General features: G+C 67.7%; 26 protein-coding genes. 21 read left to right on the top strand and 5 right to left on the bottom strand.

The features are described from left to right. Positions 1-75 precede the first annotated feature (75 nt). A complete protein-coding gene (locus AC0VYP_RS08515) occupies positions 76-1,056 on the top strand; it encodes an ATP-binding cassette domain-containing protein (RefSeq protein WP_285760507.1) in 981 nt (326 codons plus the stop codon). After that, complete coding sequence (locus AC0VYP_RS08510; RefSeq protein ID WP_475473365.1) at positions 1,053-1,907, top strand: ABC transporter permease; 855 nt, start codon at positions 1,053-1,055, stop codon at positions 1,905-1,907. Before AC0VYP_RS08515 ends, AC0VYP_RS08510 begins: the two co-directional genes overlap by 4 nt. A 24-nt stretch (positions 1,908-1,931) precedes the next feature. On the opposite strand, the gene AC0VYP_RS08505 is transcribed toward AC0VYP_RS08510, so the two are convergent. After that, positions 1,932-2,444, bottom strand: coding sequence for a hypothetical protein (locus AC0VYP_RS08505; protein WP_285760509.1), 513 nt, complete (start codon positions 2,442-2,444; stop codon positions 1,932-1,934). Further along, positions 2,383-2,679, bottom strand: a complete 297-nt coding sequence (locus AC0VYP_RS08500; protein ID WP_475474200.1) for an AfsR/SARP family transcriptional regulator — start codon at positions 2,677-2,679, stop codon at positions 2,383-2,385. Before AC0VYP_RS08500 ends, AC0VYP_RS08505 begins: the two co-directional genes overlap by 62 nt. A gap of 294 nt (positions 2,680-2,973) precedes the next feature. On the opposite strand from AC0VYP_RS08500, the gene AC0VYP_RS08495 reads away from it, so the two are divergent. The 3 genes from AC0VYP_RS08495 (at position 2,974) to AC0VYP_RS08485 (ending at position 8,672) form a co-directional block, all read left to right on the top strand. Continuing rightward, entirely contained in the window at positions 2,974-3,558 is a 585-nt protein-coding gene (locus tag AC0VYP_RS08495) for a YbhB/YbcL family Raf kinase inhibitor-like protein (RefSeq protein WP_285760510.1), read from the top strand. 338 nt (positions 3,559-3,896) lie between these two features. Continuing rightward, a complete protein-coding gene (locus AC0VYP_RS08490) occupies positions 3,897-5,957 on the top strand; it encodes a hypothetical protein (protein WP_475473363.1) in 2,061 nt (686 codons plus the stop codon). 396 nt (positions 5,958-6,353) lie between these two features. Continuing rightward, entirely contained in the window at positions 6,354-8,672 is a 2,319-nt protein-coding gene (locus tag AC0VYP_RS08485) for a bifunctional SulP family inorganic anion transporter/carbonic anhydrase (RefSeq protein ID WP_285760511.1), read from the top strand. A gap of 87 nt (positions 8,673-8,759) precedes the next feature. Here the strand turns inward: AC0VYP_RS08485 and AC0VYP_RS08480 are convergent, their stop codons facing one another. Then, complete coding sequence (locus AC0VYP_RS08480; RefSeq protein ID WP_285760513.1) at positions 8,760-8,894, bottom strand: hypothetical protein; 135 nt, start codon at positions 8,892-8,894, stop codon at positions 8,760-8,762. 757 nt (positions 8,895-9,651) lie between these two features. On the opposite strand from AC0VYP_RS08480, the gene AC0VYP_RS08475 reads away from it, so the two are divergent. Continuing rightward, positions 9,652-10,245, top strand: coding sequence for a RapZ C-terminal domain-containing protein (locus AC0VYP_RS08475; protein WP_475473362.1), 594 nt, complete (start codon positions 9,652-9,654; stop codon positions 10,243-10,245). A 132-nt stretch (positions 10,246-10,377) separates the two neighbouring features. After that, the gene (locus tag AC0VYP_RS08470) at positions 10,378-11,118 is read left to right on the top strand and encodes an HIT family protein (RefSeq protein ID WP_475473360.1); all 741 of its coding nucleotides are present in this window, start codon (positions 10,378-10,380) and stop codon (positions 11,116-11,118) included. A 44-nt stretch (positions 11,119-11,162) separates the two neighbouring features. Here AC0VYP_RS08470 and AC0VYP_RS08465 read toward each other — a convergent pair whose 3' ends face one another. Both AC0VYP_RS08465 and AC0VYP_RS08460 read right to left on the bottom strand, forming a co-directional pair. Then, positions 11,163-11,693 carry a GNAT family N-acetyltransferase gene (locus AC0VYP_RS08465; RefSeq protein ID WP_475473358.1) on the bottom strand — a complete coding sequence of 177 codons (531 nt, stop codon included), beginning with the start codon at positions 11,691-11,693 and terminating at the stop codon, positions 11,163-11,165. Between the two features lie 2 nt (positions 11,694-11,695). After that, complete coding sequence (locus AC0VYP_RS08460; RefSeq protein WP_475473356.1) at positions 11,696-12,484, bottom strand: GntR family transcriptional regulator; 789 nt, start codon at positions 12,482-12,484, stop codon at positions 11,696-11,698. Positions 12,485-12,894: 410 nt separating this feature from the next. Between AC0VYP_RS08460 and AC0VYP_RS08455 the strand changes: the two genes are divergently transcribed. From AC0VYP_RS08455 to AC0VYP_RS08390, 14 genes are all read left to right on the top strand, one after another. Then, a complete protein-coding gene (locus tag AC0VYP_RS08455; RefSeq protein ID WP_475473354.1) occupies positions 12,895-13,125 on the top strand; it encodes a hypothetical protein in 231 nt (76 codons plus the stop codon). Positions 13,126-13,220: 95 nt separating this feature from the next. Next, positions 13,221-13,955 carry an NUDIX domain-containing protein gene (locus AC0VYP_RS08450; protein WP_475473352.1) on the top strand — a complete coding sequence of 245 codons (735 nt, stop codon included), beginning with the start codon at positions 13,221-13,223 and terminating at the stop codon, positions 13,953-13,955. A gap of 268 nt (positions 13,956-14,223) precedes the next feature. Then, positions 14,224-14,487, top strand: a complete 264-nt coding sequence (locus AC0VYP_RS08445; protein WP_475473350.1) for a hypothetical protein — start codon at positions 14,224-14,226, stop codon at positions 14,485-14,487. 214 nt (positions 14,488-14,701) lie between these two features. Further along, positions 14,702-14,995, top strand: coding sequence for a hypothetical protein (locus tag AC0VYP_RS08440; protein WP_475473349.1), 294 nt, complete (start codon positions 14,702-14,704; stop codon positions 14,993-14,995). Then, the gene (locus AC0VYP_RS08435; protein ID WP_475473347.1) at positions 14,995-15,186 is read left to right on the top strand and encodes a hypothetical protein; all 192 of its coding nucleotides are present in this window, start codon (positions 14,995-14,997) and stop codon (positions 15,184-15,186) included. The genes AC0VYP_RS08440 and AC0VYP_RS08435 overlap by 1 nt, the downstream gene beginning before the upstream one ends. Continuing rightward, complete coding sequence (locus AC0VYP_RS08430; RefSeq protein ID WP_475473346.1) at positions 15,183-15,305, top strand: hypothetical protein; 123 nt, start codon at positions 15,183-15,185, stop codon at positions 15,303-15,305. Before AC0VYP_RS08435 ends, AC0VYP_RS08430 begins: the two co-directional genes overlap by 4 nt. A 52-nt stretch (positions 15,306-15,357) precedes the next feature. Further along, on the top strand, positions 15,358-16,623 hold the full coding sequence (locus AC0VYP_RS08425) for a hypothetical protein (protein WP_475473344.1): 1,266 nt from the start codon (positions 15,358-15,360) through the stop codon (positions 16,621-16,623). Then, positions 16,620-16,883: a hypothetical protein gene (locus AC0VYP_RS08420; protein ID WP_475473343.1), complete on the top strand. Its 264-nt coding sequence runs from the start codon at positions 16,620-16,622 to the stop codon at positions 16,881-16,883. Before AC0VYP_RS08425 ends, AC0VYP_RS08420 begins: the two co-directional genes overlap by 4 nt. A gap of 9 nt (positions 16,884-16,892) precedes the next feature. Continuing rightward, positions 16,893-17,213: a hypothetical protein gene (locus AC0VYP_RS08415; RefSeq protein ID WP_475473341.1), complete on the top strand. Its 321-nt coding sequence runs from the start codon at positions 16,893-16,895 to the stop codon at positions 17,211-17,213. A 132-nt stretch (positions 17,214-17,345) separates the two neighbouring features. Further along, a complete protein-coding gene (locus AC0VYP_RS08410; protein WP_475473339.1) occupies positions 17,346-19,526 on the top strand; it encodes an FtsK/SpoIIIE domain-containing protein in 2,181 nt (726 codons plus the stop codon). Between the two features lie 299 nt (positions 19,527-19,825). After that, the gene (locus AC0VYP_RS08405) at positions 19,826-20,800 is read left to right on the top strand and encodes a bifunctional DNA primase/polymerase (RefSeq protein ID WP_475473337.1); all 975 of its coding nucleotides are present in this window, start codon (positions 19,826-19,828) and stop codon (positions 20,798-20,800) included. After that, the gene (locus tag AC0VYP_RS08400) at positions 20,801-22,354 is read left to right on the top strand and encodes an ATP-binding protein (RefSeq protein WP_475473336.1); all 1,554 of its coding nucleotides are present in this window, start codon (positions 20,801-20,803) and stop codon (positions 22,352-22,354) included. It abuts the gene before it with no gap. 171 nt (positions 22,355-22,525) lie between these two features. Next, positions 22,526-22,729 carry a helix-turn-helix domain-containing protein gene (locus tag AC0VYP_RS08395; RefSeq protein ID WP_475473334.1) on the top strand — a complete coding sequence of 68 codons (204 nt, stop codon included), beginning with the start codon at positions 22,526-22,528 and terminating at the stop codon, positions 22,727-22,729. Positions 22,730-22,746: 17 nt separating this feature from the next. Next, on the top strand, positions 22,747-23,889 hold the full coding sequence (locus tag AC0VYP_RS08390; protein WP_475473332.1) for a tyrosine-type recombinase/integrase: 1,143 nt from the start codon (positions 22,747-22,749) through the stop codon (positions 23,887-23,889). Positions 23,890-23,914: the final 25 nt, after the last annotated feature.

Here is a 23,914-nt window from a genome sequence, read left to right as displayed (position 1 = left end):
GGGGATACCTGTCAGCTTCTTGTCAGTGGCATCGACAAGACTGACCGGCGTGAACACGACTTACACGGAGGACCGATGACCAACGCCATCCGCGCCGAGGGCCTCGTCAAGCGCTTCAAGGGCAAGGCCGCCCTGGCCGGAGTGGACCTGGTCGCCCGCGCCGGGGCCGTACTCGGCGTGCTCGGTCCCAACGGATCGGGCAAGACCACCACGGTGCGCATCCTGTCCACTCTGCTGCGTCCCGACGAGGGACACGCGCTGGTGGGCGGCTTCGACGTGGTGCGCCAGCCCCATCAGGTGCGCCGCCTGATCGGCCTGACCGGCCAGTACGCGGCGGTGGACCAGGAGCTGACCGGTGTGCAGAACCTGATGCTGATCGCGCGCCTGCTCGGCTACTCCCGCCCGGACGCCCGGCTGCGCACCGCCGAACTGCTGGAACGCTTCGCGCTCACCGATGCCGGCGACCGCACCGCGAAGACCTACTCCGGGGGCATGCGCCGGCGCCTCGACCTCGCGGCGAGCCTGGTGGGCCGGCCCAGCGTTCTCTACCTGGACGAACCCACCACCGGACTCGACCCGCACAGCCGCAACGAACTGTGGGACGTGGTGCGCGGGCTGGTGGACGAAGGCGTGACCGTCCTGCTGACCACCCAGTACCTGGAGGAGGCCGACCAACTGGCCGACGACATCATGGTGCTCGACCATGGCAAGGTCATCGCCACGGGCACCCCCGAGGAGCTCAAGGGCCGTGCCGGCCACCAGGTCCTGCAACTACAGACGGTGCGCCCGGAACAGGCACAGACGGCGGCGGCCATCGTGGCAGAGGTGACCGGGGCCGAGGCCCGCCTCACCGAACACGGCGTGGGCGCCTCGGTCACCGACCCCGGCACGATGCCCGAGGTCGTGCGGCGCCTGGACGCCGCACAGATCGGGGTGGCCGAGCTCTCCCTGCGCAAACCCAGCCTGGACGAGGTGTTCCTGGCCATCACCGGCCGGACGGCCGCGCCGGAGCGCGCCGACGCCCCCATCGATTCCCCCGAGAGGACCGCCGTATGAGCGCCGTGACCGACAACCCCGCGGTGCGGGGCTCCGCACCGACGGCGCCGGAACCAGCGGCCCGCATCTCCCCCGCCACCGCGGTGCAACACGGCCTGCTGCTGACCTGGCGCAGCCTGCTGCGAATCAAGAGCAACCCCGAAGAGGTCCTGGGCCTGACCTTCATGCCCATCATGTTCGTGGCGCTGTTCGTGTTCGTGTTCGGGCAGGCCATGATGGGCGACTGGCAGACCTACCGGGACTTCATCATCCCCGGTATCACCGCGCAGTCGGTGGTGTTCGCCACCATCGGCACCGGTGTCGCGCTCAACACCGACATCGAGAAGGGCATCTTCGACCGGTTCCGCTCCCTCCCGGTGGCCCGCTCGGCCCCGTTGATCGGGGCGATCCTCGGCGACCTCGTGCGCTACCTCCTGACCGTGGTGATGGTCCTCGTGGTGGCCCTGGTCATCGGGTTCCGCCCCAGCGGCGGGGCGGCCGGGGTCCTGGGGGCAGTCGCGGTGCTGATGGTCTTCGCGTTCTCGCTGTGCTGGTTGTCGGCGTTCATGGGGCTGCTGCTGCGCACCCCGATGGCGGTCAACATCTTCGGTTCGATCTGGATGTTCCCGCTGACCTTCGCGAGTTCCACGTTCGTGCCCACGGAGAACATGCCGGGCTGGTTGCAGGTGTTCGCCGACGCCAACCCGGTCACCCACGTCACCAACGCGATGCGGTCGCTGATGCTGGGACCGGACGACCCCTCGGTGACCGTGCCGCTGGCCGAGTCCCTGCTGTGGAGCGGGGTGTGGACGGTGCTGCTGACGGCCGTGTTCTTCCCGCTGGCCACCCGCGCCTACCGCCGCCGCTCCTGACCCCGCCCTGCTGCCCCGGACGGTTCACCTGTCCGGGGCGGCGTTCCACCCCGCGATCCACGTGCCGATCCCGGCCACCGTCGCGGCGGTGTCAAACGCGTGTCCTTCGCCGTAGTCGCGAGTGAACCTCTCCTCCCCCAGCTCCGACAGCAGCCGGACCCGCATGGCCACCGCGTCGGGGGTGACCGTGTCGGTGATGCCGCGGACCCGGTCGGTGACCCCCAGCAGGCCGGCCGCGCGCCCCTGCTCACCGGTGTCGGCGGCCAGCCGGCGGCATCCCGTCGAGCCCGCGGCCCACCCGCACGACGCGGCCCACTGTGCCCTCGGTGATCGCGAAACCGGGTTGGACGGCTCGCGCCCGTTCGACGAACAGCCGGACCGAGGCGTGTCCCGTGGCCCGTTCGGCATCGCCCCCCTCGGGGGAAGGTCCAACGACGCCACCTGGAGTAGACGCTCCCCCGCCACGCCCAGCTGCTCACGGCTGATGGCGAGGGCGCGGGCGTTGGGGCAGGCGGCGAGGAACCGCGCGGCGACCACGGTCCACGAGGTCCTGGAACGCCCACGGATCGACGTCGGCGGGTTCGACGGCCAGTCGGTAGCCGGCCGGCTCAGCGCTGGGCGCTGCCCCCTCGCCGAGGATCCGGCGCAGCTTGGACACCAGGGCCTGCAACATGTTGTCGGCCCTGGCCGGGGGTACACCGTCCCAGATCTCGTCGATGAGTCGTTGGGCACCCACGGTGTGGCCGGGTTCCGCGAGCAGGAGTCCGAGCAGGGTGCGCGGTCAGGCTCCGCCGCCCCGCACGGACCTCCCCTGATCGTCGCGAACACTCAAAGGACCCAGGATCGAGAACTTCACCCCACTATGGTGGCCGATCCCAGCTCCTTGCCGTCATCAAGGCGTCGTGACCTGCCGGACACACGCGTTCTCTGGGGCGAGCGACCCGCCGACGGCAGTATGGTTCGTTGGAGCCCGCCGGGGATGCGCCGCTGCCGTGGTCCCGCCGGGGACCGCCGCGCGCCGGCCCGGCCGAAGCGCCCTTGTTCATCCCGTTCTCGCAGGAGTCCCATGTTCGCCTTCGCACGACATCTCCCGGTCGGAGAGCGCGTCCGCCGACTCACCGCCACCGGCGGTGCCGCGGTCACGCTGGCCGCCCTCACCACTGGGTGCGGGGTGCTGATCGAGACGAACAACGGTGAAACCACGGACGACATCACCGTCACCAGTCCGATGCTCCAGGAAGGCGAAGCCGTCCCCGAGCGTTACACCTGTGCGGGCGACGGGGCCTCGCCGCCGTTGAGCTGGTCGGGTCTGCCCACCAGCACCGAGTCTCTGGCGTTGATCGTGGACGATCCCGAGGCCGTCGGCGGGGCGACCGTGCACTGGGTGGTCTACGGGATCGACCCGAGCGAAACACAAATTCCCGAGGGCGGGCTGCCCCTGCCCTCGCAGCAGGGACAGAACAGTTTCGAAGAGGCGGCCTACGCGCCGCTGTGTCCTCAGGAAGGACGGGAGCACGAGTTCCGTTTCACCGTTTATGCGCTATCCAAGAAACTGGAGTTGTCCGACGGGGCTCCGTTGGACGAGGCCCTTGGAGCCATTGCTGCGCATACGCTGGCCAGGGGGCGTCTGATGTCCGTGAGCGATTCGTGACATGGCCCACGCCATCGACACCCCGTCCCCCGTGTTGCAGGGAGAAGCTGACGTCGCCCTCTGCACGGACAGCACATCTATGCATAAAGTGGGGCCGTGCCCCCCGTTGATTCTTTGATGACCGAATTCGTTCCGTGCGCGTTCTGGCGCCGGCGTGTTCGTACGCGCGACCGCGTACGCGCCGACGACGGCCATCCCTTTTCGGGATGGCCCGAACCGCCAATCGTGTACGGACGCCATCACGGCGGGAACGGTCCGACACCGGCCGGTCGCATCACCATTGCCGGTGCCAACTCTGTCCTCTATCAGGCCGCGGGGCCCAGGGTGGTGCGTACACCATGATTACTGCGTTTGTCATCGTCATCGTCATCGTCGTACTCCTGCTGATCGTCTTGGGGCTGCGTGCCCTGGGGGCCGGCAACAACCAGGACGACTACGACGACGAGTACGACGCCGCCGAAGACGAGGGCGTGGAGGACGACGAGGAGGAACGCCGGCCGCGGCGTTCCCGCCGCCCCGCTGCCGCGGACGATGTCGATGAGGACGACGACATCGAGGCGGACGAGGAGCCCGCACCGCGCTCGCGCGGTGGCCGGCGCTCCCGCGCCGAGGCCGAGCCCCGCAGTTCCCGCAAGCAGCGCTCCCGCCGCAGCCGTGACGCCGTGGCCGAGGAGTGGGGCGACGGGGACGACGGGCTCTCCGACAACGATTTCTGGTCGAGCCTGGCCGATGATGCGCCGGTCAACGACGACGAGGACCGCGATGCGGCACGGCCGCGCCGCGACACCCGCGACGAGTCCACCCAGGCCATGACGGTGGTACCCGACCCCGAGGACTACCCGGCGGAGGACACCCGCGGCTCTCGGCGGGGTCGCGCGGCGGCCGCGGAGCCGGCGCCCGCCGTCGGTGCGGATCCGCTGGCGATGCTGGCAAGTCTCGGCCAGGGCACTGAGAGCGGTGATCCCGCCGCTTCGGATCCGCCCACCCCGGTGGCCGGCGAGGCACTGCACGACCCGCTGGGCCAGCAGGCCCGACGCGAGCTTCCCGCGCCTCCTGCCCCCAAGCCGGAGCAGGCATCGGGCACCGGCCCCTCGGACCGCACCCAGGCGTGGAGCCCCCGTGACGACGACCCGCTGGGCGGGCCACTCTCGTCGTCGTCGGGAAGCACCGGTTCGCACAACCGCTCCTCCTACGACACCGGATCCTTCTCCTCGGGTCCGTCGTCCTACGACACCGGCTCGCACAGCCGGGGCGGCTACGAGGCACCGCAGTCAACCGGATCGTCCTACGACACCGGCTCGCACTCGCGACCCTCCTACGACACCGGTTCGCACAACCGCTCCTCCTACGACACCGGATCCTTCTCCTCGGGTCCGTCGTCCTACGACACCGGCTCGCACAGCCGGGGCGGCTACGAGGCACCGCAGTCAACCGGATCGTCCTACGACACCGGCTCGCACTCGCGACCCTCCTACGACACCGGTTCGCACAACCGCTCCTCCTACGACACCGGATCCTTCTCCTCGGGGGGAGCGGCTGCGACGCCGTCCTCGGGCGACCCGCTCACCGACCCTTCCTTCTCCCGGTCGCCGAGCGCGGCACCGGAGACGGGGTCGCCGATCTGGTCGAGCATGGACACTGGGTCGCACCAGCGGCCGCAGGTCCCGCCGCCGCCCGCCCAACCGTCCTCGTTCGGTGGACCGTCGGTTCCGCCGAACGCTGCGCAGCCTCCCCGCCACGGAGGAATCGAGCAGCAGCGACCGGCGTTCGGCGGCGGGTACTCCCCGACCGGCGAGCAACCGGCCGTGGACGGCTACACCACACCGCCCGGCTACACCAGCTCCTACGACACCGGGTCCTACGCCCGCGGCGACTACGGCCAGCCCGTGTCCGACCAGGGACAGCAGTACCCGGCGGCGGGGTACGGCGACAGCACCCGACAGGGCGGCTGGGACCAGTCGTCCTGGGCGGGCGGAAGCAGTGCCCAGTCTCCTCTCGGCGGGGCCGAGCAGCAGCGACCGGCGTTCGGCGGCGGGTACTCCCCGACCGGCGAGCAACCGGCCGTGGACGGCTACACCACACCGCCCGGCTACACCAGCTCCTACGACACCGGGTCCTACGCCCGCGGCGACTACGGCCAGCCCGTGAACCCGCAGCCGCCGGCCTACAACGGCTACACCACAGACGCGTTGGGCGGTTACGGCGGTGGGGCGGCACAGCCTCCCGCGCACCCGCGCAACGACGGGTACGGGGCCGGCCCGTCGGGCTATGACACCCAGAACAGCGACTGGCAGGACTTCGGGCAGGGCGGCTCTCAGCAGAGGCGGCCCAACACGCCGGAGGACGATCCGAACTACGACCCGCACGGCTACCGCTACGGTGACGGAACGTATAGATAAAAGTTCGGACATAATTCGCTTAATTGCATTTCACGAAACGGGAAATGGGGTCCAATTTGGGCCCCATTTTCCGTTTTAATACCATTAAAAAAGCCACAGCCTGCAAGAACGCATGACACTTCTCAGTCGTTCCGTGAAAAACAGTCACGAAGATCACTTCTGTAGAGAATTTTTCACATCAAAAGATTGATTACAGTAAGTGACTGACAGCGCTCGACGGGTGATTGCAACCCCGACGCTGCCGGAACAAGGGATGTGACCCTACCCGGCCGTGACGGCCCGCCCTCAGCTGTGCCGCTGTCCCCAAGCGCCATTTCATCTGGGAACCGTGCGCGACCAACGGACCGGCTGCACCCGGTTCGGGCGCGCGGACCCCACACCCACCGGGGGTATCGCATGCGTGAAGACGCTCAGGGAACACAGCCGACCCAGGAGGGGTACGACAGCCAACCGGCTCGCCGACGTATCCGGTTACCGCACACAGCGGCCGCGGACTTCGGGGCCTCGCTGGTGGTCTTCCTCGTCGCCGTCCCACTGTCGCTGGGCATCGCCGTCGCGTCGGGCGCCCCGCTCATCGCAGGAATCATCGCGGTCGTGGTCGGCGGCATCGTCGCCGGCGCGGTCGGCGGTTCGGCCATCCAGGTCAGCGGCCCGGCCGCGGGACTGACCATCATCGTCGCCGATCTCGTCTTCACCTACGGTTGGGGCATCACCTGCCTCATCACGCTCCTGGCCGGACTGGTGCAGATCGCGCTGGGACTGTTTCGGGTGGCCCGCGCGGCGCTGGCCATCTCCCCCGCGGTCATCCACGGAATGCTCGCGGGAATCGGCATCACCATCGCATTGGCCCAACTGCACGTGGTCCTGGGCGGCGCCCCGCAGAGCTCGGCGATCGCCAACATCCAGGAACTCCCCGGGCAGATCGCCGACAACCACGGCCCCGCGGTGATGGTGGGCTTGGTGACCATCGCGGTGATGCTGGTGTGGTCGCGGATTCCCGACCTCGGCCGGGTGCGCCTGCGCCGAGTGCCCTCCGCCCTCGTCGCGGTGGCCGCGGCAACCGGTGTGGCCGTCTTCGCCGGCTGGCAGGTCGAGCGGGTGAACCTGCCCGATTCCCTGGCCAGTGCCTGGAGCGGTCCGGCCCTGCCCGAGACCGGGCAGATCCACGGAGTCGTCATCGCCGTGGCGACGGTCGCCATGGTCGCCAGCGTGGAATCGCTGCTGTGCGCCGTGGCCGTGGACCGGCTCCACGACGGACGCAGGGTTCGCCTCAACCGGGAACTCTTCGGCCAGGGCGCGGCCAACGCCACCAGCGGCGCCCTGGGCGGACTGCCCGTGGCCGGCGTGATCGTCCGCAGCACAGCCAACGCGCGGGCCGGTGCCCGCACCCCGCTTTCCACGATCCTGCACAGTGTCTGGACACTGCTGTTCGTCGTGCTGTTCGCCTCAGCGGTGGAGCTGATCCCGATGGCGGCCCTCGCCGGGCTGCTGGTCTACATCGGCCTCCAGATGGTCAGCCTCGCCCACATGCGCAACCTGCGCAAACACCACGAGGTGAGCGTGTACCTGGTGACGGTTGCCGGCGTCGTGGGGCTGGGTCTGCTCGAAGGGGTCCTGATCGGCTTCGCCCTGGCGGTCCTGGTCTCACTGCGCCGACTGACCAAGGTGAACGTGCGGACCGAGGAGCGGCCCGGTGACAAGAACGAGTGGCACGTGGTCGTACAGGGGTCGTTGACGTTCCTGGGCGTCCCGCAGGTCACCCAGGTCCTGCGCACCATTCCCACCGGTGCGAAGGTGGACCTGGACCTGCACGTGGACTTCATGGACCACGCCGCGTTCGAGTCCATCCACGCCTGGCGGCTCGACCATGAGCGCACCGGCGGACGCGTGGACATCGACGAGGCGCACGAGAACTGGTACGAGCGCAACTGCACGAGTACCGCGCCGGTGGCCAAGACCCCGTCCAGTTCACGGTCCCGCTGGTGGGCCCCATGGGGGATGCGCCAGGACGGCAGCTCGGGAGAGAGTGCGTCCGGTCTGCTCGTGGCAGGGGCCCGGGAGTACCACTCCTCCACCACCGAGAAAATGCGCACGCTCATGGGGCGGTTGTCCCAGCGTCAGCGACCGGCCGCGTTGTTCATCGCATGCGCGGATGCCCGGGTGGTACCCAACCTGATCACCGCGAGCGGGCCGGGCGACCTGTTCACGGTGCGCAACGTCGGCAACTTCGTGCCGCGATGGGAGCCGGGGGTCAGCGACGACTCCGTGGGCTCTGCCGTGGAGTACGCGGTGTCGGTACTGGAGGTGCCTTCGATCGTGGTGTGCGGGCACTCACACTGCGGGGCGATGCGGGCGCTGATCGAAGGGTGCCCGGTCAGACCCGGTGAGGCGGACCTCTCCTCGGTTGTGCGCTGGTTGCGCCACGGTGCACCCAGTGTGACCCGGCTGGGCACGGACCGCCATGGGCTGCCCGCGGCGGAGACGGTACGACGGCTGGCGGAGGCCAACATCGTCCAGCAACTGGAGCATCTGCTCAGCTACCCGGCGGTCCGGGAACGCTACGAAGCCGGTCGTCTGGAGCTGACCGGGATGTACTTCGACCTGGAGACCGCGATGGTGCACGTGCTGGACGCATCGACCAGGCAGTTCGTGGCGGTTGGCGGCCACCGGATCCCGGAACAGCGCGTGGGCGGCATGGAACACCAGCCGCAGTAGTTGACAAGCGTGCGGGACGCACCCGTCCCGCACGCGAGCTGGCAGGTCGGCGCGGCCAACCGCCTCTCGGGTGTACGGCAGCGCCGACTACTCCTCGCTGGAACGCTCGTCCTCACGCTCGTCGCGTTCGACGGGGGACGCCTGGTACCGCGCGAAGCCGATGATCACGATGATCGCGACGATGGGCAGACCGAACATCAGCAGGTACAACGTGGAACTCATGCTCACCGACTTCGATGCTGGGTGACGCCCGGACCCCACCAATCTAGCGTCGTCGGCCCGGCCCGACAGCCCGGCACACCACCAAATCAGGGACCCCGGCACCCGGCTGCACACCGGCACCCGGCTGACCGGGGATTTCTCGTCGGAGACAATCGGGGTTCATCAGTATCGGCGAACCGTCCGCAACACCCTATTTGCCCCTGCCCCGAATTCTGTACGTGCGCCGAAACACCCGAAGGGCCGGAGGGCCGGCCCAGAAGGCGGCGAACAAAAAGCGAGGGGGAGTCGGCCGGTAAGCCGGATTCCAAAAGCCCCGTTCCGCTCACCTGGACAGACGCTCCAAGAGGTCGCGTGACCTGCACCGACAGGTCTCGTGGCTTCTCGCTGTTCCCTACTGTTTCTCAGCTCGCTTCGGAACAGAGCCGGAACACAGTTCGACCTCTGGAGCTAGCCAGTGGGGGGTGACCCTCCTGTACTACCTCTTCCTTTTTAGAGAGTAAGAAGAAACAGCCTCCGCAGCCTCCGCCATGCAGCAGAAACCATGTCTGACCTGCACCTTCGATGCGGAGGCTAGCACCAATCCTCAGCCTCCGCTAGCCTCCGCAGCCTCCGCATCAGCCTCCGCATCACCCCCACTGGCTAGCCCAACAGGCAGACACCAACGCGGCGGAGACCTCCCCGATCAGGACTTGCATTTAACCTTACGAATTCGTAAGGTTAAACGTGTTGGAGAGAACACCGAACGAAAGAGGACCCCATGCGCACCATGCCCAGCGTGGCTTTCAACCACGGCACGATCATCGCCACCGAGAACGGCCCCCGCCACACCGGGACCGGCGACACCGTCACCGGTCCCGTGTTCGCCGGATCAGGCCCGGTAACCGTGGTCGAGGGTGACAACCACACCGGCCTTTACCAGCCCCCCACCACTGCCGCCACGACCCCCGACGACGCCCACCTGGACGTGGTCATCACCTCCTACGGCGTCCTGCACAACGACACCCCCGGCCACTCCGCCGACGCCATCACCGTCAACCTCACCACCGCACTGCGCAATCCCCATCACGACCCGGCCATGCGCGAAATGACCGGCCTCGACGCCCCGGTGAGCGCGCACATGGCCAACACCCCCGACGCATGGGAGACCGTGCAGCGCACCGTGGCCCAGGTCCTGGGCGCCCTGCCCACCGCCCGCCGACGCGGGGAGTTCGTCGAACTGCTCACCCGCTGCAAGGGCGGCCGGCACCGCTCGGTGTGGGTGGCCCAGCGCGCCGGTGAAGTCCTGGCCGCGATGGGCCTGGCCGTGGAGATCACCCACGCCCACATCGACCTACCCGTCATCCAGCCCTGAACCCGACCCGGCCAAAAGCGTCAACCACCTCCCGCCACAGCGGCACCATGGGAACGACACCGCTACCTGTGGCCTGAAACCGTGGCCCCGCCCAATTGGGCGGGGCCTTCCTGGCTGTGAGAGGACTCCCTGATGAGACTGCCCGACCCCGGGACCGGCGAGTGCGTGATGTGCCAGATCGTGCGAGGCGACGCACCGGCCACCGTCATACGCGAATGGGACGACGCGCTGGCCATTGTCCCCCTGTCCCCCGTGACCCCCGGACACTGGCTGATCATCCCCCGCACCCACGTAATCGACGCCGCCGCCGACCCGACCGTCACCGCCACCGTGATGGGCCGCGCCGCCGAACTCATAGGCGACGAGGGGCTCGACGACGTCAACCTGATCACCAGCGTGGGCGACGCCGCCACCCAAAGCGTGCCGCACCTACACGTACACCTCGTGCCCCGCGACCCCGAAGACGGCCTGTCCCTGCCATGGACAGCGCATCACACACGCCACCAGAACACTCCCGTGGTGACGCCGGCGTCGGTGCACGCCGCACGCCTGGACCGTCTCATCTCCGCCCACGGCCCCGCACTCACCTTGGAACAGGCCCGCACCGACCTATCGAAACTGGCCACCTTGGCCGCTTCGGGACAGAGCACGCTCATTGCGATGACCACCACCGTCGTGGTGGCCCTGGTCGCCATCGACTCTGTGGACTGGACCGGGTGGACCCCCACCGACCGCGCCAAAGCCACCATCGGCCTGCAAGCCGCCCGCGAAGCGTTCCCCACCACCATCGCCCCGGCCGTTCAAGGCTCTGCGGTGATCCTGTCCAAGCGTTCCAAGGAAATCGCCGCCATAGTGCCAGCTCTCACCGCCTAAGCACACAAAAATGGGGGTGAACCTCCTGGATTCACCCCCACTGGCTAGCTACTAGCTAGGGGAAGTTCGGGCGAGATGTAACAGCGGGCAGGAACATCGGAAGTCCCGTCCATCTTATGGGCGGTATCCCCGATATGCCGCCACCCCAAGCGCTCATAGAGTCGAATGGCAGATCGATCTTTTTCCATCACATCGAGCACCAATCGGCGTCCAATAGTTCGCGCATGGGAAGTCGCCGCTTCAGTCAACTTCGCCCCTATCGAATGCCCTCGCGCCTCCGATAGAACAAAAAGACGCGCAAGAACTCCCACCTCATCGGCCGCCACGGAAGCCTGTTTGATCCACAGGTCAACCGCATCTTCCCCATCGGGCTCACTGATAATGACATGGCCGACTATTAAGCCGTCAACTTCTGCCACCCAAGAGGAAAGTATTCCTTCTGGATTCAGCCACGCCTTAGGGTCTGCAACGCCTTCAACGGGGTACCCATCACTGGCATACACCTGAATCAATGCTTCTGCACAGGCAGCAATATCGCCTTCTGTCCGAATGCGAATTATGGGGGGTGTATTCACTCTCAGTCCTCAATCGGCATGTTGTAATCCAACCCGCTGAAGTCAGCACGCATGACGAAGTGGGTAATTTCAAAGGGTACTCCGTCTGGGTTGATTCCGGTATGGATGACGTCGAGGACCGGAACCCCCTCAGGAATACCCAGGCCGACTACCTCTTGAGGGGTCGGCATGCGCGCACACACTTCCTCTCGACTTCGGGTAATTGGGTAACCAAGGTCCTCAAATCTTGCATAGAGGCTCCCCTTTCCCATCTGAGCCGAGGTCGCAAGGACGCTACCCTCTGCGATTTCCCAAGGGATATAAGTGACCCCGAGCTGAACCGGATACTCTTCTTTTCCATCGCTGGCGTAATACCAGTTTTCGCGTCGAACAACATACCGATCTGGATCTAATTTCAAACGCTTGGCGATGTCCGGCGGTGGAACTACCCGTTCGATCGACGTGCATTCCACTCGGGGAGTCAGCCCCTGCTTTTCCAACTCAGCTCGATAGGGAGAAAGTCCCGTCTGTTCGCGAACTCGTTTCGAGTAGCGCTCCCCACCAAAGCGGAGGAGTTTGCGCTTCACTCGGACAAAAACACCTTTTCCATGTCGAATGTCAACGAGCCCTTCTTCCGCCAACAGGCGAAAAGCTTCGCGAGCCGTATTTCGAGCGGTTCCGTATTTTTCAGCGAGCTTTCTCTCAGAATCCAATTTCTGATTCTCTTTCAACTCGCCAGACGCGATGGCTGCACGTAAGTCGTCCGCCATACGCCTACTGGGGAGCTGCTGTGCCTGCTCGTTCTCACTCATACCCCCACTGTACCCAGCTGGCTCAAGCCACCCACTTGACGGACTCCCAGCCAAGTGTTCTACTGGCTTAAGCCAGCACTGGCGCAAGCCAGTTAGGCGCCTGGCAGCGGACTCCGTTTCACCTGTGGTGAGGCGTGTGGAAGCCCGGAGCGCACGAGCGTTGACAAGCCCACGGCACATAGCGAGCACGCCCCGACCCCACCCCGAGCAGACAAGGGGCGGCGAAGGGAAGCGGCCACGGCACCCCATACGGGTGCGCCGCCCCGGGTGATCCCGGGGCCGCACGGAATGGCCGCGCCGCACCCCCTGGGGTGCCTGTCCGCCCCCGCTCTCCTGGACCACCAGAAGAGCGGGGGCCGGCAGGGACCACCCGGGTCCACACCGCACGACCTCACTCAAAGGAGCCCCTCATGGGCCTGTTCCGCAACGACCACGTCAACAAGCTCGCCGCCTCGATCACCAACGCAGCCCTCTACGAGAAGGCCGCCAAGGGGGGCCACTCGACCTATGGTCTCGGCTCGGACGACACCAACACCAAGGGCCGCAAGTCCGCCGCGCGCCGTGACGCCCTCATCCGCAACGCCTCCCCCGCAGAGATCGAGGCGGCCAAAAAGATCGCCCGCGACATGAACAGCTGGTAGCAGCCCGGCCTTTCCCGCTCCTCCGCCCGCGCCGTCCTCGCGGGCGGGGGTCCGGGACCAGACCGGTCCGCCACCCGCCCCCAGAAAGGCACCCGATGCAGAACGCGCCCGTTGACCACCCCGGCACCCCGGTACCCGACAACAAGCGCCCCTGGTTCAAAACCTGGACCGACTACACCCCCGTGAACATCACCCCGCCGGAGCTGCGGGCCGACGCCTTGACCGGCGAAACCCCCACCTGGATCACCGACACGGTCGCTTCCCCCCAACAGCTGCCCGAAGCCGTTTGGGACGCCCGGCAGATCAACGCCTTGGTGGACTATGAAACCTCCGCCGCTGGATGGCCGCTCAACCCCACCGGCCGCACCGGCCGGTCCGGACGCAACTTGGGAGCGTGGGGGGAGAACCAGGCCGCCGACCCCGTCGTCGTCGCGGGAACCGGTGCCACCCGCCGCGTGCTGCTCATCCAGCGCAGCGACATCGGCGTGTGGGCCCTGCCGGGCGGCATGGTCAACCCCGGCGAGACCGCCCCGGCCGCCCTCGTGCGGGAGTTGCGCGAGGAGACCGGCGTGGACCTCACCGACCACACCCCCGTGATCCTCGCCCGCCGCTACGTGGCCGACTGGCGCAACACCGACCACGCGTGGATCACCACCACGGCCGCCCTCTACACGCTGCCCGACGTGATCCCCGCTGAGGCCGCCGACGACGCGACCGACGCCATGTGGGTGCCCTTCACCTCTATCGAACAGCTGGTTGCCGACCTCGCGGCGCACGGCGGCCTCTACGAGGCGCATCGCCCGCTTCTGGACGCGGCGCTTTCCGTGTGATGGCGGTGCCGCCCTTCGGGGCGGTGCCGGGACCACACGGCCCACATCAGCTCGACGAACGGGAGAAACGCGATGAATGAGGACTTCTACGGCTACGACCACGTCAGCATCGACGACGAGGAGGACTACGGTCTGGCGCTGACCGAGGAGCTGATGGCCGACGTCGGCCCGCTCTAGGCCCTACACAGCGAGCCCCGCCTGGCGACAGCCGCCCCGGCGGGGCTCTTTCACACCCACACCCACCGATCCACCGAGAGGACCACCCACCGTGACCACTGAGACCACCGCCCTGCTCCCCAGCATCCCGCCCGAGCTGCTGAGTGACCCCGACCTGTTCGCCATCGCTCTCGACGGTGAGGACGACGTCGAGCGGGCCGCGCGCCGCGACGCCGCGACCGACATCGCCGCCCACTACCTCGGTTGCGACACCGGCCCCGACGACGGTGACGACGCCCTGGTGTTGAGCATCGTTCGCACCGCCCCCGTGTGGGATATGTCGGCCGCCGACCTGGCCACGGGGTGGGCGGCCTGATGGCCGACTGGCCCGACGGGGAACCGCGCGAGGTGCGTGACGCCGCCGATGAATGGCAGCGCAAACAGGAGCAGAAACCGCCCCAAGACCGTCCCTGACATGAACGCGGCCCCACCCAAGCCCCAAGCACGGGTGGAGCCACGCAATCAACCAGCGGCCCCGGCACACAAGCCAACAAGCCCTGCCGGGGCCGCACTCCAAAGGAGTGATTCTAATGTCGCACACCGACTACCTCACCGCACAGCAGCGCAGCGTGCGTGTGCTCGACACCCTGCTGTCCATGCGCCTGCCCGAAGCGGAGTGGAGCATCAGCACTGCCCGCCCCGACCGGCTCGATGGCTACCTCCCTGACGATCGCACCCTTGAGCAGGCCCGCGCCGACCTCACCGCGTGGGCCACCGTCTTCAACACGACCGTGGACTGGGACCGACTTGGCGACCGCTACCCCGAGGTGCTCTTCACCGTCAACGGCGTGACCGTGCGGTTGTGGACCTACGTGGAGGCGTGATGTCAACCACCACGCACGCTATCGCCGCCGCCGGCACCTTCGCCGTTTTGGTACTGCTGCTCATCACGTTGGCGGTCACCCTGCTGCGTCTGATCGCTCTGCCCTTGGCCGCCGCCGCGATGGGCTTGGACACCCTGGCCGATCTGGCCGCCACCCCCCTTTCGGTGACCGGGGCCGGTGAGCCCTCGTGATCGCTGTGCTTTTGACGCTGACGGGCGCGGCCGTGGTCGCGGTGATCGTGTGGCGTCTCATCCCCGACCGCTCCGCCGACCTGGCCACTCTGCGAAAAATCCGAGGAGACCGCCGATGATCCCCCACGACGACGCCAAGGACGTCTTGGCCAAGGCCGAGGAGGTCAACACGTGAGCACCACAGCCACGACCCGGCCGCCGGAGTCTCCGGAGCTTGTGAAGCTGCGTCAGCGTCTGGAACAGCGCGAGGCCCGCGCTGGCGTCAAGAGCGATGTGGCCGCACGCCGTGCGGCGCGGCGTGCCGACCAGCGGCGCGACAACCTGCGCAGATCGGCCGAGATCGCCGGGCAGTTGGCGCGCACCAGCCATGAGGTCAACCAGTCGGGGGAGGCCCGCGCGATGCGGGTGGAGCGCACCCGCGCTCTGGCCTTGGCCACTCTGCTGCCGGTCATGGCCGCGTTCGGTGCGTGGAGCGCGGCCGGTGTGCAGGCCGGGATGGTGGCCATGCTCGGTCTGGCACCCAACTCCCCGGCCGCCTATGCCGCGTGGCTGGTCGAGCCCGCGCTGTTGGGGATCGTGGCCGGGGTCATCCTGATCCGCGCCCGGCTCCAGTCGGCGGGCGGAACCCTGGACGAGCGCGCCACCTACGTGGAGTTCGGGGCGCTGGCCACCTCCATCATCCTCAACATGGCCGGACACTGGCCCGACAGCTTCGACGGCGCGGCCCTGGCCGCGATGGCCGGACACGCCCTTGGCCCCATCGGCGCGGCAGGCGCGGCCTACCTCATCAGCATCGTCCAAGAGGGAGTGGCCAAGGCGACTCCCTGGACTCTCGACGACGGATCGAAAGCACCATCGCTGGTGCTCTCTGACGCTGTCGAGAAGGAAGAGGAAGCCGCTTTCGAGAGTGCTGTTGAGAGTGTCCCGGCGTGGCCGGGTGCCGCTCCCCAAGGGGTGCGGCTGCTCACCCTCACCGCCCGCCCGACCGTTGTCGAGAGCGCGGAGGGGAAGCGTCCCGAACCCTCGTGGACGGTGCCCTCAGGCGTGCGGTTGCTTCCTCTTGTGCCGCACCCGCGCCACGAGGTCCGACAGGGGCGCCGTTCGGTCATTGACCAGGGCGAAAAGCAGGGTTCGAAAGCCTCTGCCAAGCCGCGCGTGGACAAGGGGACGCGTGTTCCCTCCGCTGCCCGCAAGCCCGTGGAGACCTCCCCGCGCAAGCTCTCCGACGCCGATCTGGCCGAGCGGTTGACCGCTCTCGTGAAGTCCGGGGAGCTGGCCGAGTCCGCGCCCGTGGCTGCTGTCCAGAAGGCTTTGGGAGTCGGGTTCGAGCGTGCCAAGCGCGTCATGGCGCTGCACTCCGAGAGCACCGAAACCCTTGTGCCGGGACAGCTGAGCGTCGTTGATGCCGCTGTTGAGGCAGAACGGGAGGCGGCGTGAGTATCCGGCACCGCCCCCGCGTGGTCAAGACCGTGGAGGAGAGCAAGCGGGAGGGGTCGGTGCTGGTCTACCGGGTGGTGTGCCCGTGTGGACACCACGGCCCCGCCCGCTACGTCAAGAGCGCGGCTGACCACGACCGCGCCGCCCACATCGACACCGTCGCCGCCCCTGAGTCCACGCGGTGCCGCGACACCACCACCCACGGCAACCGCCCCTGGGAGGCGTGCACGCTGTGCGCCTCGCAACTGTGTCTCTTCTGAGGAGCAACCATGTTGTTCGTTTTCGCCGGGGTCGCCACCGTCCTCACCGTGGGCGGTGCCGCCCTGGCGGTGTCCAGCGGCCGACTCGCCGGGAAGCGCAAACACCACCCATTCAAGGCCCGCGCCAAAGCCGCCATACGCAAAGCCATCCGGACCGGTCGGGTGAAGGCCACCGCTGGTGCGCGCTGGTACTTCGGCACCCGCACCGTGTCCACCGCTAAGCGCCGCACCAAGGGCGCCGGCAAGGCCCGGCGAAGCACTGGCGCGCTGGTGCGCACCCACACCCGGCAAGGACGCACCGTTACCGCTCACCACCGCGCCACCCGGTAGGCGCCCCTGGCCACCAGGTCACGTACCTGGTGGCGGGAGGGGCCGACCGGCACTACCTGACCAGAACGCAACAGCGGGCGACGCCATCCGCCAAGATCACCGTCGCCCGCCCCTCACCAGGAGGAGCCTCCAATGTCTCACCCCAACCATCACCACGACGCCGTTGTCATCCCCTTCCCGGTCGGTCTGAACGACGCTGCCACGCCCGATGCCCCTGATCAGCACACCGCCACCCCACCACCGCCCCCTACCGCGACCGGTGGGGCGGTGGTGGGGCCGGTGTATCAGGGAGAGGTCACCACCGATGACCCCGTTCTGGTGGGAACCCCTGTTCCCGATTCGATGGGGCCGATCCTGCCCGCGTGGGCTGCCACCCCTGATGCCTTCAAGGCGCAGGTGGCCGCACAAGCCCGGCGTGGCGGTCACGTCGTGGCCTGGCACGCGTTGCGCTCTCCCATCTACGTGGGGCGCGTGACCTGGCGGGTGACCCGGGGAACCTGCATCGGTGGTGCCCACGTCGTCGGCTACATGCGCGCCAGTGAGTATTCCCAGCTCATCAAGGCAGAGAAGGCGGCCGGTCACGCTGACCTCGTGGTGGCTCACCGTGCCTCTCAAGGCGTTGAGCGGGCCAAGCGTGCCAAGATCGTGGGCATCACCGCCGCCGCCGGGGCCGCTCTGGTGGGGGTGGGCACCATGGCGTTTGGGCCGTTGGTGCTGGTCGTGGTCACCACCGCCGCGCTGGTCGCGGCCTACATGGCCGGTCGCCCTGAGGACGCGCGCCCCATGATGGATTCCCCGAACCTTCCCGTTCGGGTGGACCTGGCACCTGATCACCTCAACGACGCCTTCCGCTCGGCCGGGCTGCTCAAGGGCGAGACGTCGCTGACGCTGTGCACGCCGATCCTGCGTGAGGGCAAGGGGTGGGCGGCCGTGGTGGACATGCCGCGTGGTTCGGGCAAGTCCGCCAAGGACGTTTTGGCCAAGCGCGAGGTGATCGCCGCCGAACTGGGAGTGGATGAGATCCAGCTCATCATGGAGCGGGTGCGCGCCGCTGCCGGTGGCCACGCCGGGCGCATGTCCATGTGGGTGGCCGACGATGACCCCTACATCGGCAAACCCACCACGTCGCCGCTGGTGGACATGGACACCTTCAGTGTGTGGCGCGACATCCCCTTCGGCGCTGACGCCCGGGGCAACCGGGTGGCGTTCCAGATCATCTGGCAGTCCATGTTCTTCGGCGGGCTGCCCCGCCGGGGCAAGACCTTCTCTCAGCGGCTGCTGACCGCCGCCGGACTGCTCGACCCGCACGTGCGCCACTACGTGGCCGACTTCAAGGGTGGAGCGGACTGGATGGGGATGCGCCAAGTCGCCCACCGTCTGGTGCTGGGAGCCGAAGACGACGCGGTGGAGGCGTTCAAGGCGTTCCTCTCCGAGCTGCTGGCCGACATGGAAGCCCGCTTCAAGAAGCTGCGTGACCTGCCGGTGTCGGTGTGCCCCGAAGGCAAGCTCACCCCGGAGATCTCCAAGAAGTACGACATGCCCGTCACCTTCATCACCATCGACGAACTGCAAGAACTCTTCACCGCGGTGGACGACAAGACGAGGGAGCAGATCATCGACTGGCTGTGCCGCCTGGCGCGGCGGGGCCCGGCTGCGGGGTTCATCTGCAACTTCGCGAGCCAGCGCCCCGACGCCCAATCGGTGCCCACCAAGTTGCGCGAGATCATCAGCCTTCGCTACTGCACCCAGGTCATCGACAAGGCGTCCTCGGACATGGTGCTGGGCAAGGGCAAGGCCACCCAGGGCGCTGACGCCTCCGTTCTCAGCGAAGACCACAAGGGTGTAGGGGTTCTGGTCACCGGCCCCTCAAGCGCGGTCACCGTCAAGGTCAACCTGTTGGACGGGCCCGCGTTTTTGGCGATGTGCGCGCGTGGTCGCGCTCTTCGCGAAGAGCACGGCCAGCTCACCGGAGAGGCCGCCACCGGCGTACAGGCCAGCGCGGACGCGGCCGGGGTCATGATCCACCCCCTGGTCACCGACGTGTTGGACGTGATGCGCCACTCCGACCGGATGCACTCCGAGGACATCTTGAACGGGCTGGTCAACCTCGACGAAGACGGCTACGGCGACTGGGACGCCACCCGACTGGCCAGCGAGCTGGAGACGGCCGGTGTGGAACGCAAGGGCAAGCAGGTCAAGATCAACGGCGTCAACCGGGCCGGATACCGCCGCGCCGACATCGAGGCGGCCGTGCCCGTCAACATCTTCGCCGCCCGCACCGACGACACCACCACCGGTGGCGACTCTCAGTAGCCGGAAAGGGGGTGGGGGTAGAGGGGTCGCCTCTACCCCCACCCCCTGAAACTCCCCCGCTTTCCACTCCCCGGACACCCCCGGCGAGTAGAGGGGTCCCACTACCCCGGTAGCGGGGCCGGTAGCCCCTCGCCACCTGCACGGTAGCGGAGGTAGAGGCCCCAAGCGCCACCACGCCAACCCCACCGCACGGCCGCCAGGTGGCGCGTCCTCTCATCCAAGCACCCCCACCCCAACCGTCTCACGCCCGAACATCACCACACCCATATCCAACTACTCAGAGTCACGAAAGAGGTTCGATGAGCACGTTCACGCCCCTTGACTACGCCCTGGCCGCTGCCCGTCGGGGGTGGCCTGTCTTCCCCCTCACTCCCCGCTCCAAGAAACCCCCTCTCGTGCGCGACTGGGAGAAGGCCGCCAGCACCGACGAGCGGCAGATCCGGGCGTGGTGGCGGCAGTGGCCCACCGCCAACTACGGCATTGCCACCGGCCCGTCTTGCCTGGTCGTCGTCGATCTGGACGTGCCCAAGCCCGGGGCGACCGTGCCCCGGCAATGGGACCTGTCCGGGGTCACCGACGGGGCCGACGTCCTGGCCGTCCTGGCAGAGCGCGCCGGCCAAGCGATGCCCCTGGAGACGTTCATGGTCCGCACCCGGCGTGGCGGCCTGCACCTGTACTTCACCCACCCCGCCGGGGCGCGCCTCACCAACACCGCCGCCGCGATGGGGTGGTTGATCGACACCCGCGCACACGGCGGCTACGTGGTCGGCCCCGGCGGCTACGTGGACGAGCGCGACGGGACCGGGCGCTACGAACCGCTCAATCGCGACCGGCCCGCGCCCCTGCCCGACTGGATAGGGAGCCTGCTTCGCAGGCCCGATTCCCCGGACCGGCCCACCACCGCGCGTGTGCCCTCTGCCCGGCCCGCAACCGACGTGTTGGCAGCCATCACCACCGATGACCGACGCCGTAGGGCCTACACCCACGCGGCCGTCACGGGGGAGCTAGCCAGGGTGGGGGCTGCTCTCCCCGGCACCCGCAACACCAGCTTGTACGTCGCCGCCGCCTCCCTGGGACAGCTCGCACGCGAAGGGCTGCTCGATGCCGGGTGGATTCAGGAAGCGCTGTATTCGGCCGCGCTGGCCGCCAACGGCCACGACGACCCCAACCCGGCCGGCGAGATCGCCGCCACCATCCGCTCCGGACTGGCCAAAGGGCTCAGGGAGCCCCGACGCACCCACCGCACCACACCACCGAGGAAGGCAGCCGCGTAGATGAGCGGGGACACCGACGACAAGAAGAGCCAAGCCACCCTGCTGATCGAGATGGCCGACCGCCAGGTCAACGTCGTGGCCGGGGGCGACGGACGCACCTACGCCGTGCGCAGGGGCGGACCGTCGCTGGCGTTCCCGCTCCTGCGCAAGGACGGACTGCGTGTGCAACTGGCCCGCCAGTACTACCAGGAGCACAAGTCCGTACCGAGCCAAAGCGCTCTCACCGATGCCATCAGCGTTCTGGAAGGACGCGCCATGGACTCCGACCCCCAGAACATCAACCTCCGGTTGGCCACCCGCCGCACCGACGACGGCGACCAGATCGTCATCGACCTGGGCACCCCCGACGGGCGGTGTGTGGTCGCAGGCCCCAACGGGTGGGGCATCGAACAGACCTCACCGGTGCTGTTTCGACGCACCAAACTGACCTCACCCATGCCCGACCCCGGCCCGGCCGGGCAGACCGACCGAGGACTGGCCGCGCTGCGGGCCCTGCTGAACGTCAACGAACACCACTTCCGCCTGATCGTGGGATGGCTGGTCGCCGCGTTCCTGCCCGACATCCCCCACCCGATCCTTGCTGCCAAAGGCGAACAGGGAACCGGCAAGAGCACGGCGCTGTCCATGCTGATCAACCTGGTCAACCCATCCCCCGCGCCGCTGAGGTCGCTGCCCAAGGACATCAAGACCTGGGCCACCGTGGCCAGCGCGAGTTGGGCGGTGTGCCTGGACAACGTGTCGGTGATCCCGGCGTGGTTGTCGGACACCCTGTGCAAAGCGGTCACGGGTGACGGCCTGGTCAACCGCGCGCTCTACTCCGACGACGACGTGTCCGTGCTGTCCTTCCGGCGACTGCTCGCGCTCACCTCGATTGACACCGGAGCCCTTGCCTCCGATCTCTCCGAGCGGATGCTCACCGCGGAGTTCCTGCCCATCAAGGGTGACCAGCGCCGCACCGACGCCGAAGTCAAAGCAGCCTTTGACCAGGCCGCCCCCGCCATCCGCGCCGCCCTGCTGGACCTGCTGTGCCTCGTGCTGGCCACCCTGCCCACCACTCACCTGACCACCCTGCCGCGCATGGCGGACTTCGCCCGCATCCTGGGAGCCCTGGACACGGTCATGGGGTGGGACACCCTGCACACCTACCGGTCCGCATCCGAGATCAGCAGCGCCGACCTGCTGGACGCCAAGCCCTTCACCAGCGCGGTGGCCGACTTCATCGACGGGCGGGGCTCTTGGACCGGACCCATTAGTCAGCTTCTCGCGCTCATTCAGGCGCCCGACCCACGGCCCCGTTCCTGGCCCATCGACGCCACCCGCGCCTCCGGACAGCTCAAACGCGATGCCCCGGTTCTGCGCTCGATCGGCATCACCGTGGAAGAGGCCGGCCGATCCAAGGACAGGCACCGCCGCCAGCTCTACACCTTCACCGCTCACGACGTCAACATCCAGCCTCCGCACGACATCCCGACCACGAACACCCCGACGACCAGGCAAGACGGGCTTTTCCTACAGACGGATGACGCTCCCGGCCAGAACGGGCGGGGGCTGTAGCCTCCGCAGCCTCCGCACCAGCCCCCGCACAAAACACCAGCTCAGGAACGGTCTCGGAGCCTGCGGGGGCTGCGGAGGCTAACTTCCCCAACTCTCTAATACCGACCGCCCCGGGCTCCGCACCCATCCACTGCCAACCGGGGCCGCACCCCCAAGAGGAGCACTGTCGGCATGACCGTTCACGAACTCACGAAGCGCACATCTGCCGCCGATTCCCTGTGGTCGGTTGGGCAAACGGCTCTTTTCTTGGGGGTGCCTGCGAAAACCCTTTACCAGTGGCGGCACAAGAAGGTAGGCCCGCCCTCTCATCGAGTCGGCCGGCACGTCCGTTACATCCCCACTGAGGTCTACGTCTGGGTGACCCAACAGCCCTAGAAAGAGAAGGCAGCCTGATGGCACGGGTCAAGGACTTGTGGAAGAACAAGGACGGTTCTCGGACTTCGCGGTACGGCGCCGGTAAGCGGTACCTCGCAGTCTGGGACGGTCCGGACGGCAGGGAGAAGACCAGGGCTTTCGAGCGCAAGATCGATGCGGCACGTCACGGATCGGTGATGGAGGCCGATCGCCTGCGAGGGGCGTACATCGATCCCCGGGCGGGACGGGTGACTGTGCGCACTTACGCGGAAACGCGGTGGCTTCCGCTCCTGGTTCACATCAGCGAAAGCACCAGGGAGACCTACGTTCGACACCTTCGCAACCGGGTCTATCCGGCTCTTGGTGAGCGGGAGATCGGCAGTCTCACCCGCACCGACGCGAAGCACTTCGTGGCTTTGATGGACCGGAACCCCGACCTTTCCGCCAGTACGATCCACACCGCGTTCGCGACCTTGCGGATTCTGATGCAGGCGGCCGTGGACGACGAGGTCATCATGGCGAATCCGTGTTCGCGTGTGAAACTGCCCCGGCTGACGGACCGGGTCGTTGACCCCCTGCCCCCGGACGCGGTGCTGGGACTTGCCGAAGCGATCGCTCCCCGCTACCGCGTGGCGGTGTTCCTCGGTGCTGGCGCCGGACTTCGCCGCGGGGAAGCCCTCGGCTTGGTGGTGCCGCGAGTGGACTTCCTCAAGCGCAACCTCGATGTGCGCCTACAGGCACAGAAAGGCAAGCTCGTCGAGTTGAAGACGAAGTACTCCAAACGGGTCGTGCCTGTCAACGACCTCATCCTGGACGAGCTACGGCGCTACATGGGGTGCTACTCCCCCGGCCCTGAGCAGGTTCTCATCAGCAATACGTGGGGGGCGATCGCCAAGCCATCGTCGTTCAACTCGTGTTGGGCCAAGGCCGTGGGAAAGGTGGGGCTCCCTGCGGGCACCCGTTTCCACGACCTGAGGCACTTCTACGCATCGACGCTCATCGCTGCGGGGGTGAACGCCAAAGCCATTCAACGGCGTATGGGGCACGCATCGATCACGGAGACCTTCGATACCTACGGTCACCTCTTCCCTGACCACGAGGAACTTGGCCGGGGTGCGGTCGAGACGATGCTGACCCGTTCTAAGGAGGATTCCGGAACAGAGACGGAACAGGGCTTCTGATCCGAAGCTAAGGTGCAGGTCAGAG

The organism is Nocardiopsis sp. iso_186, from assembly GCF_056173365.1.
The sequence above is the reverse complement of the archived record's forward strand: the minus strand, read 5'-3'. Positions and strand labels throughout refer to the sequence as shown.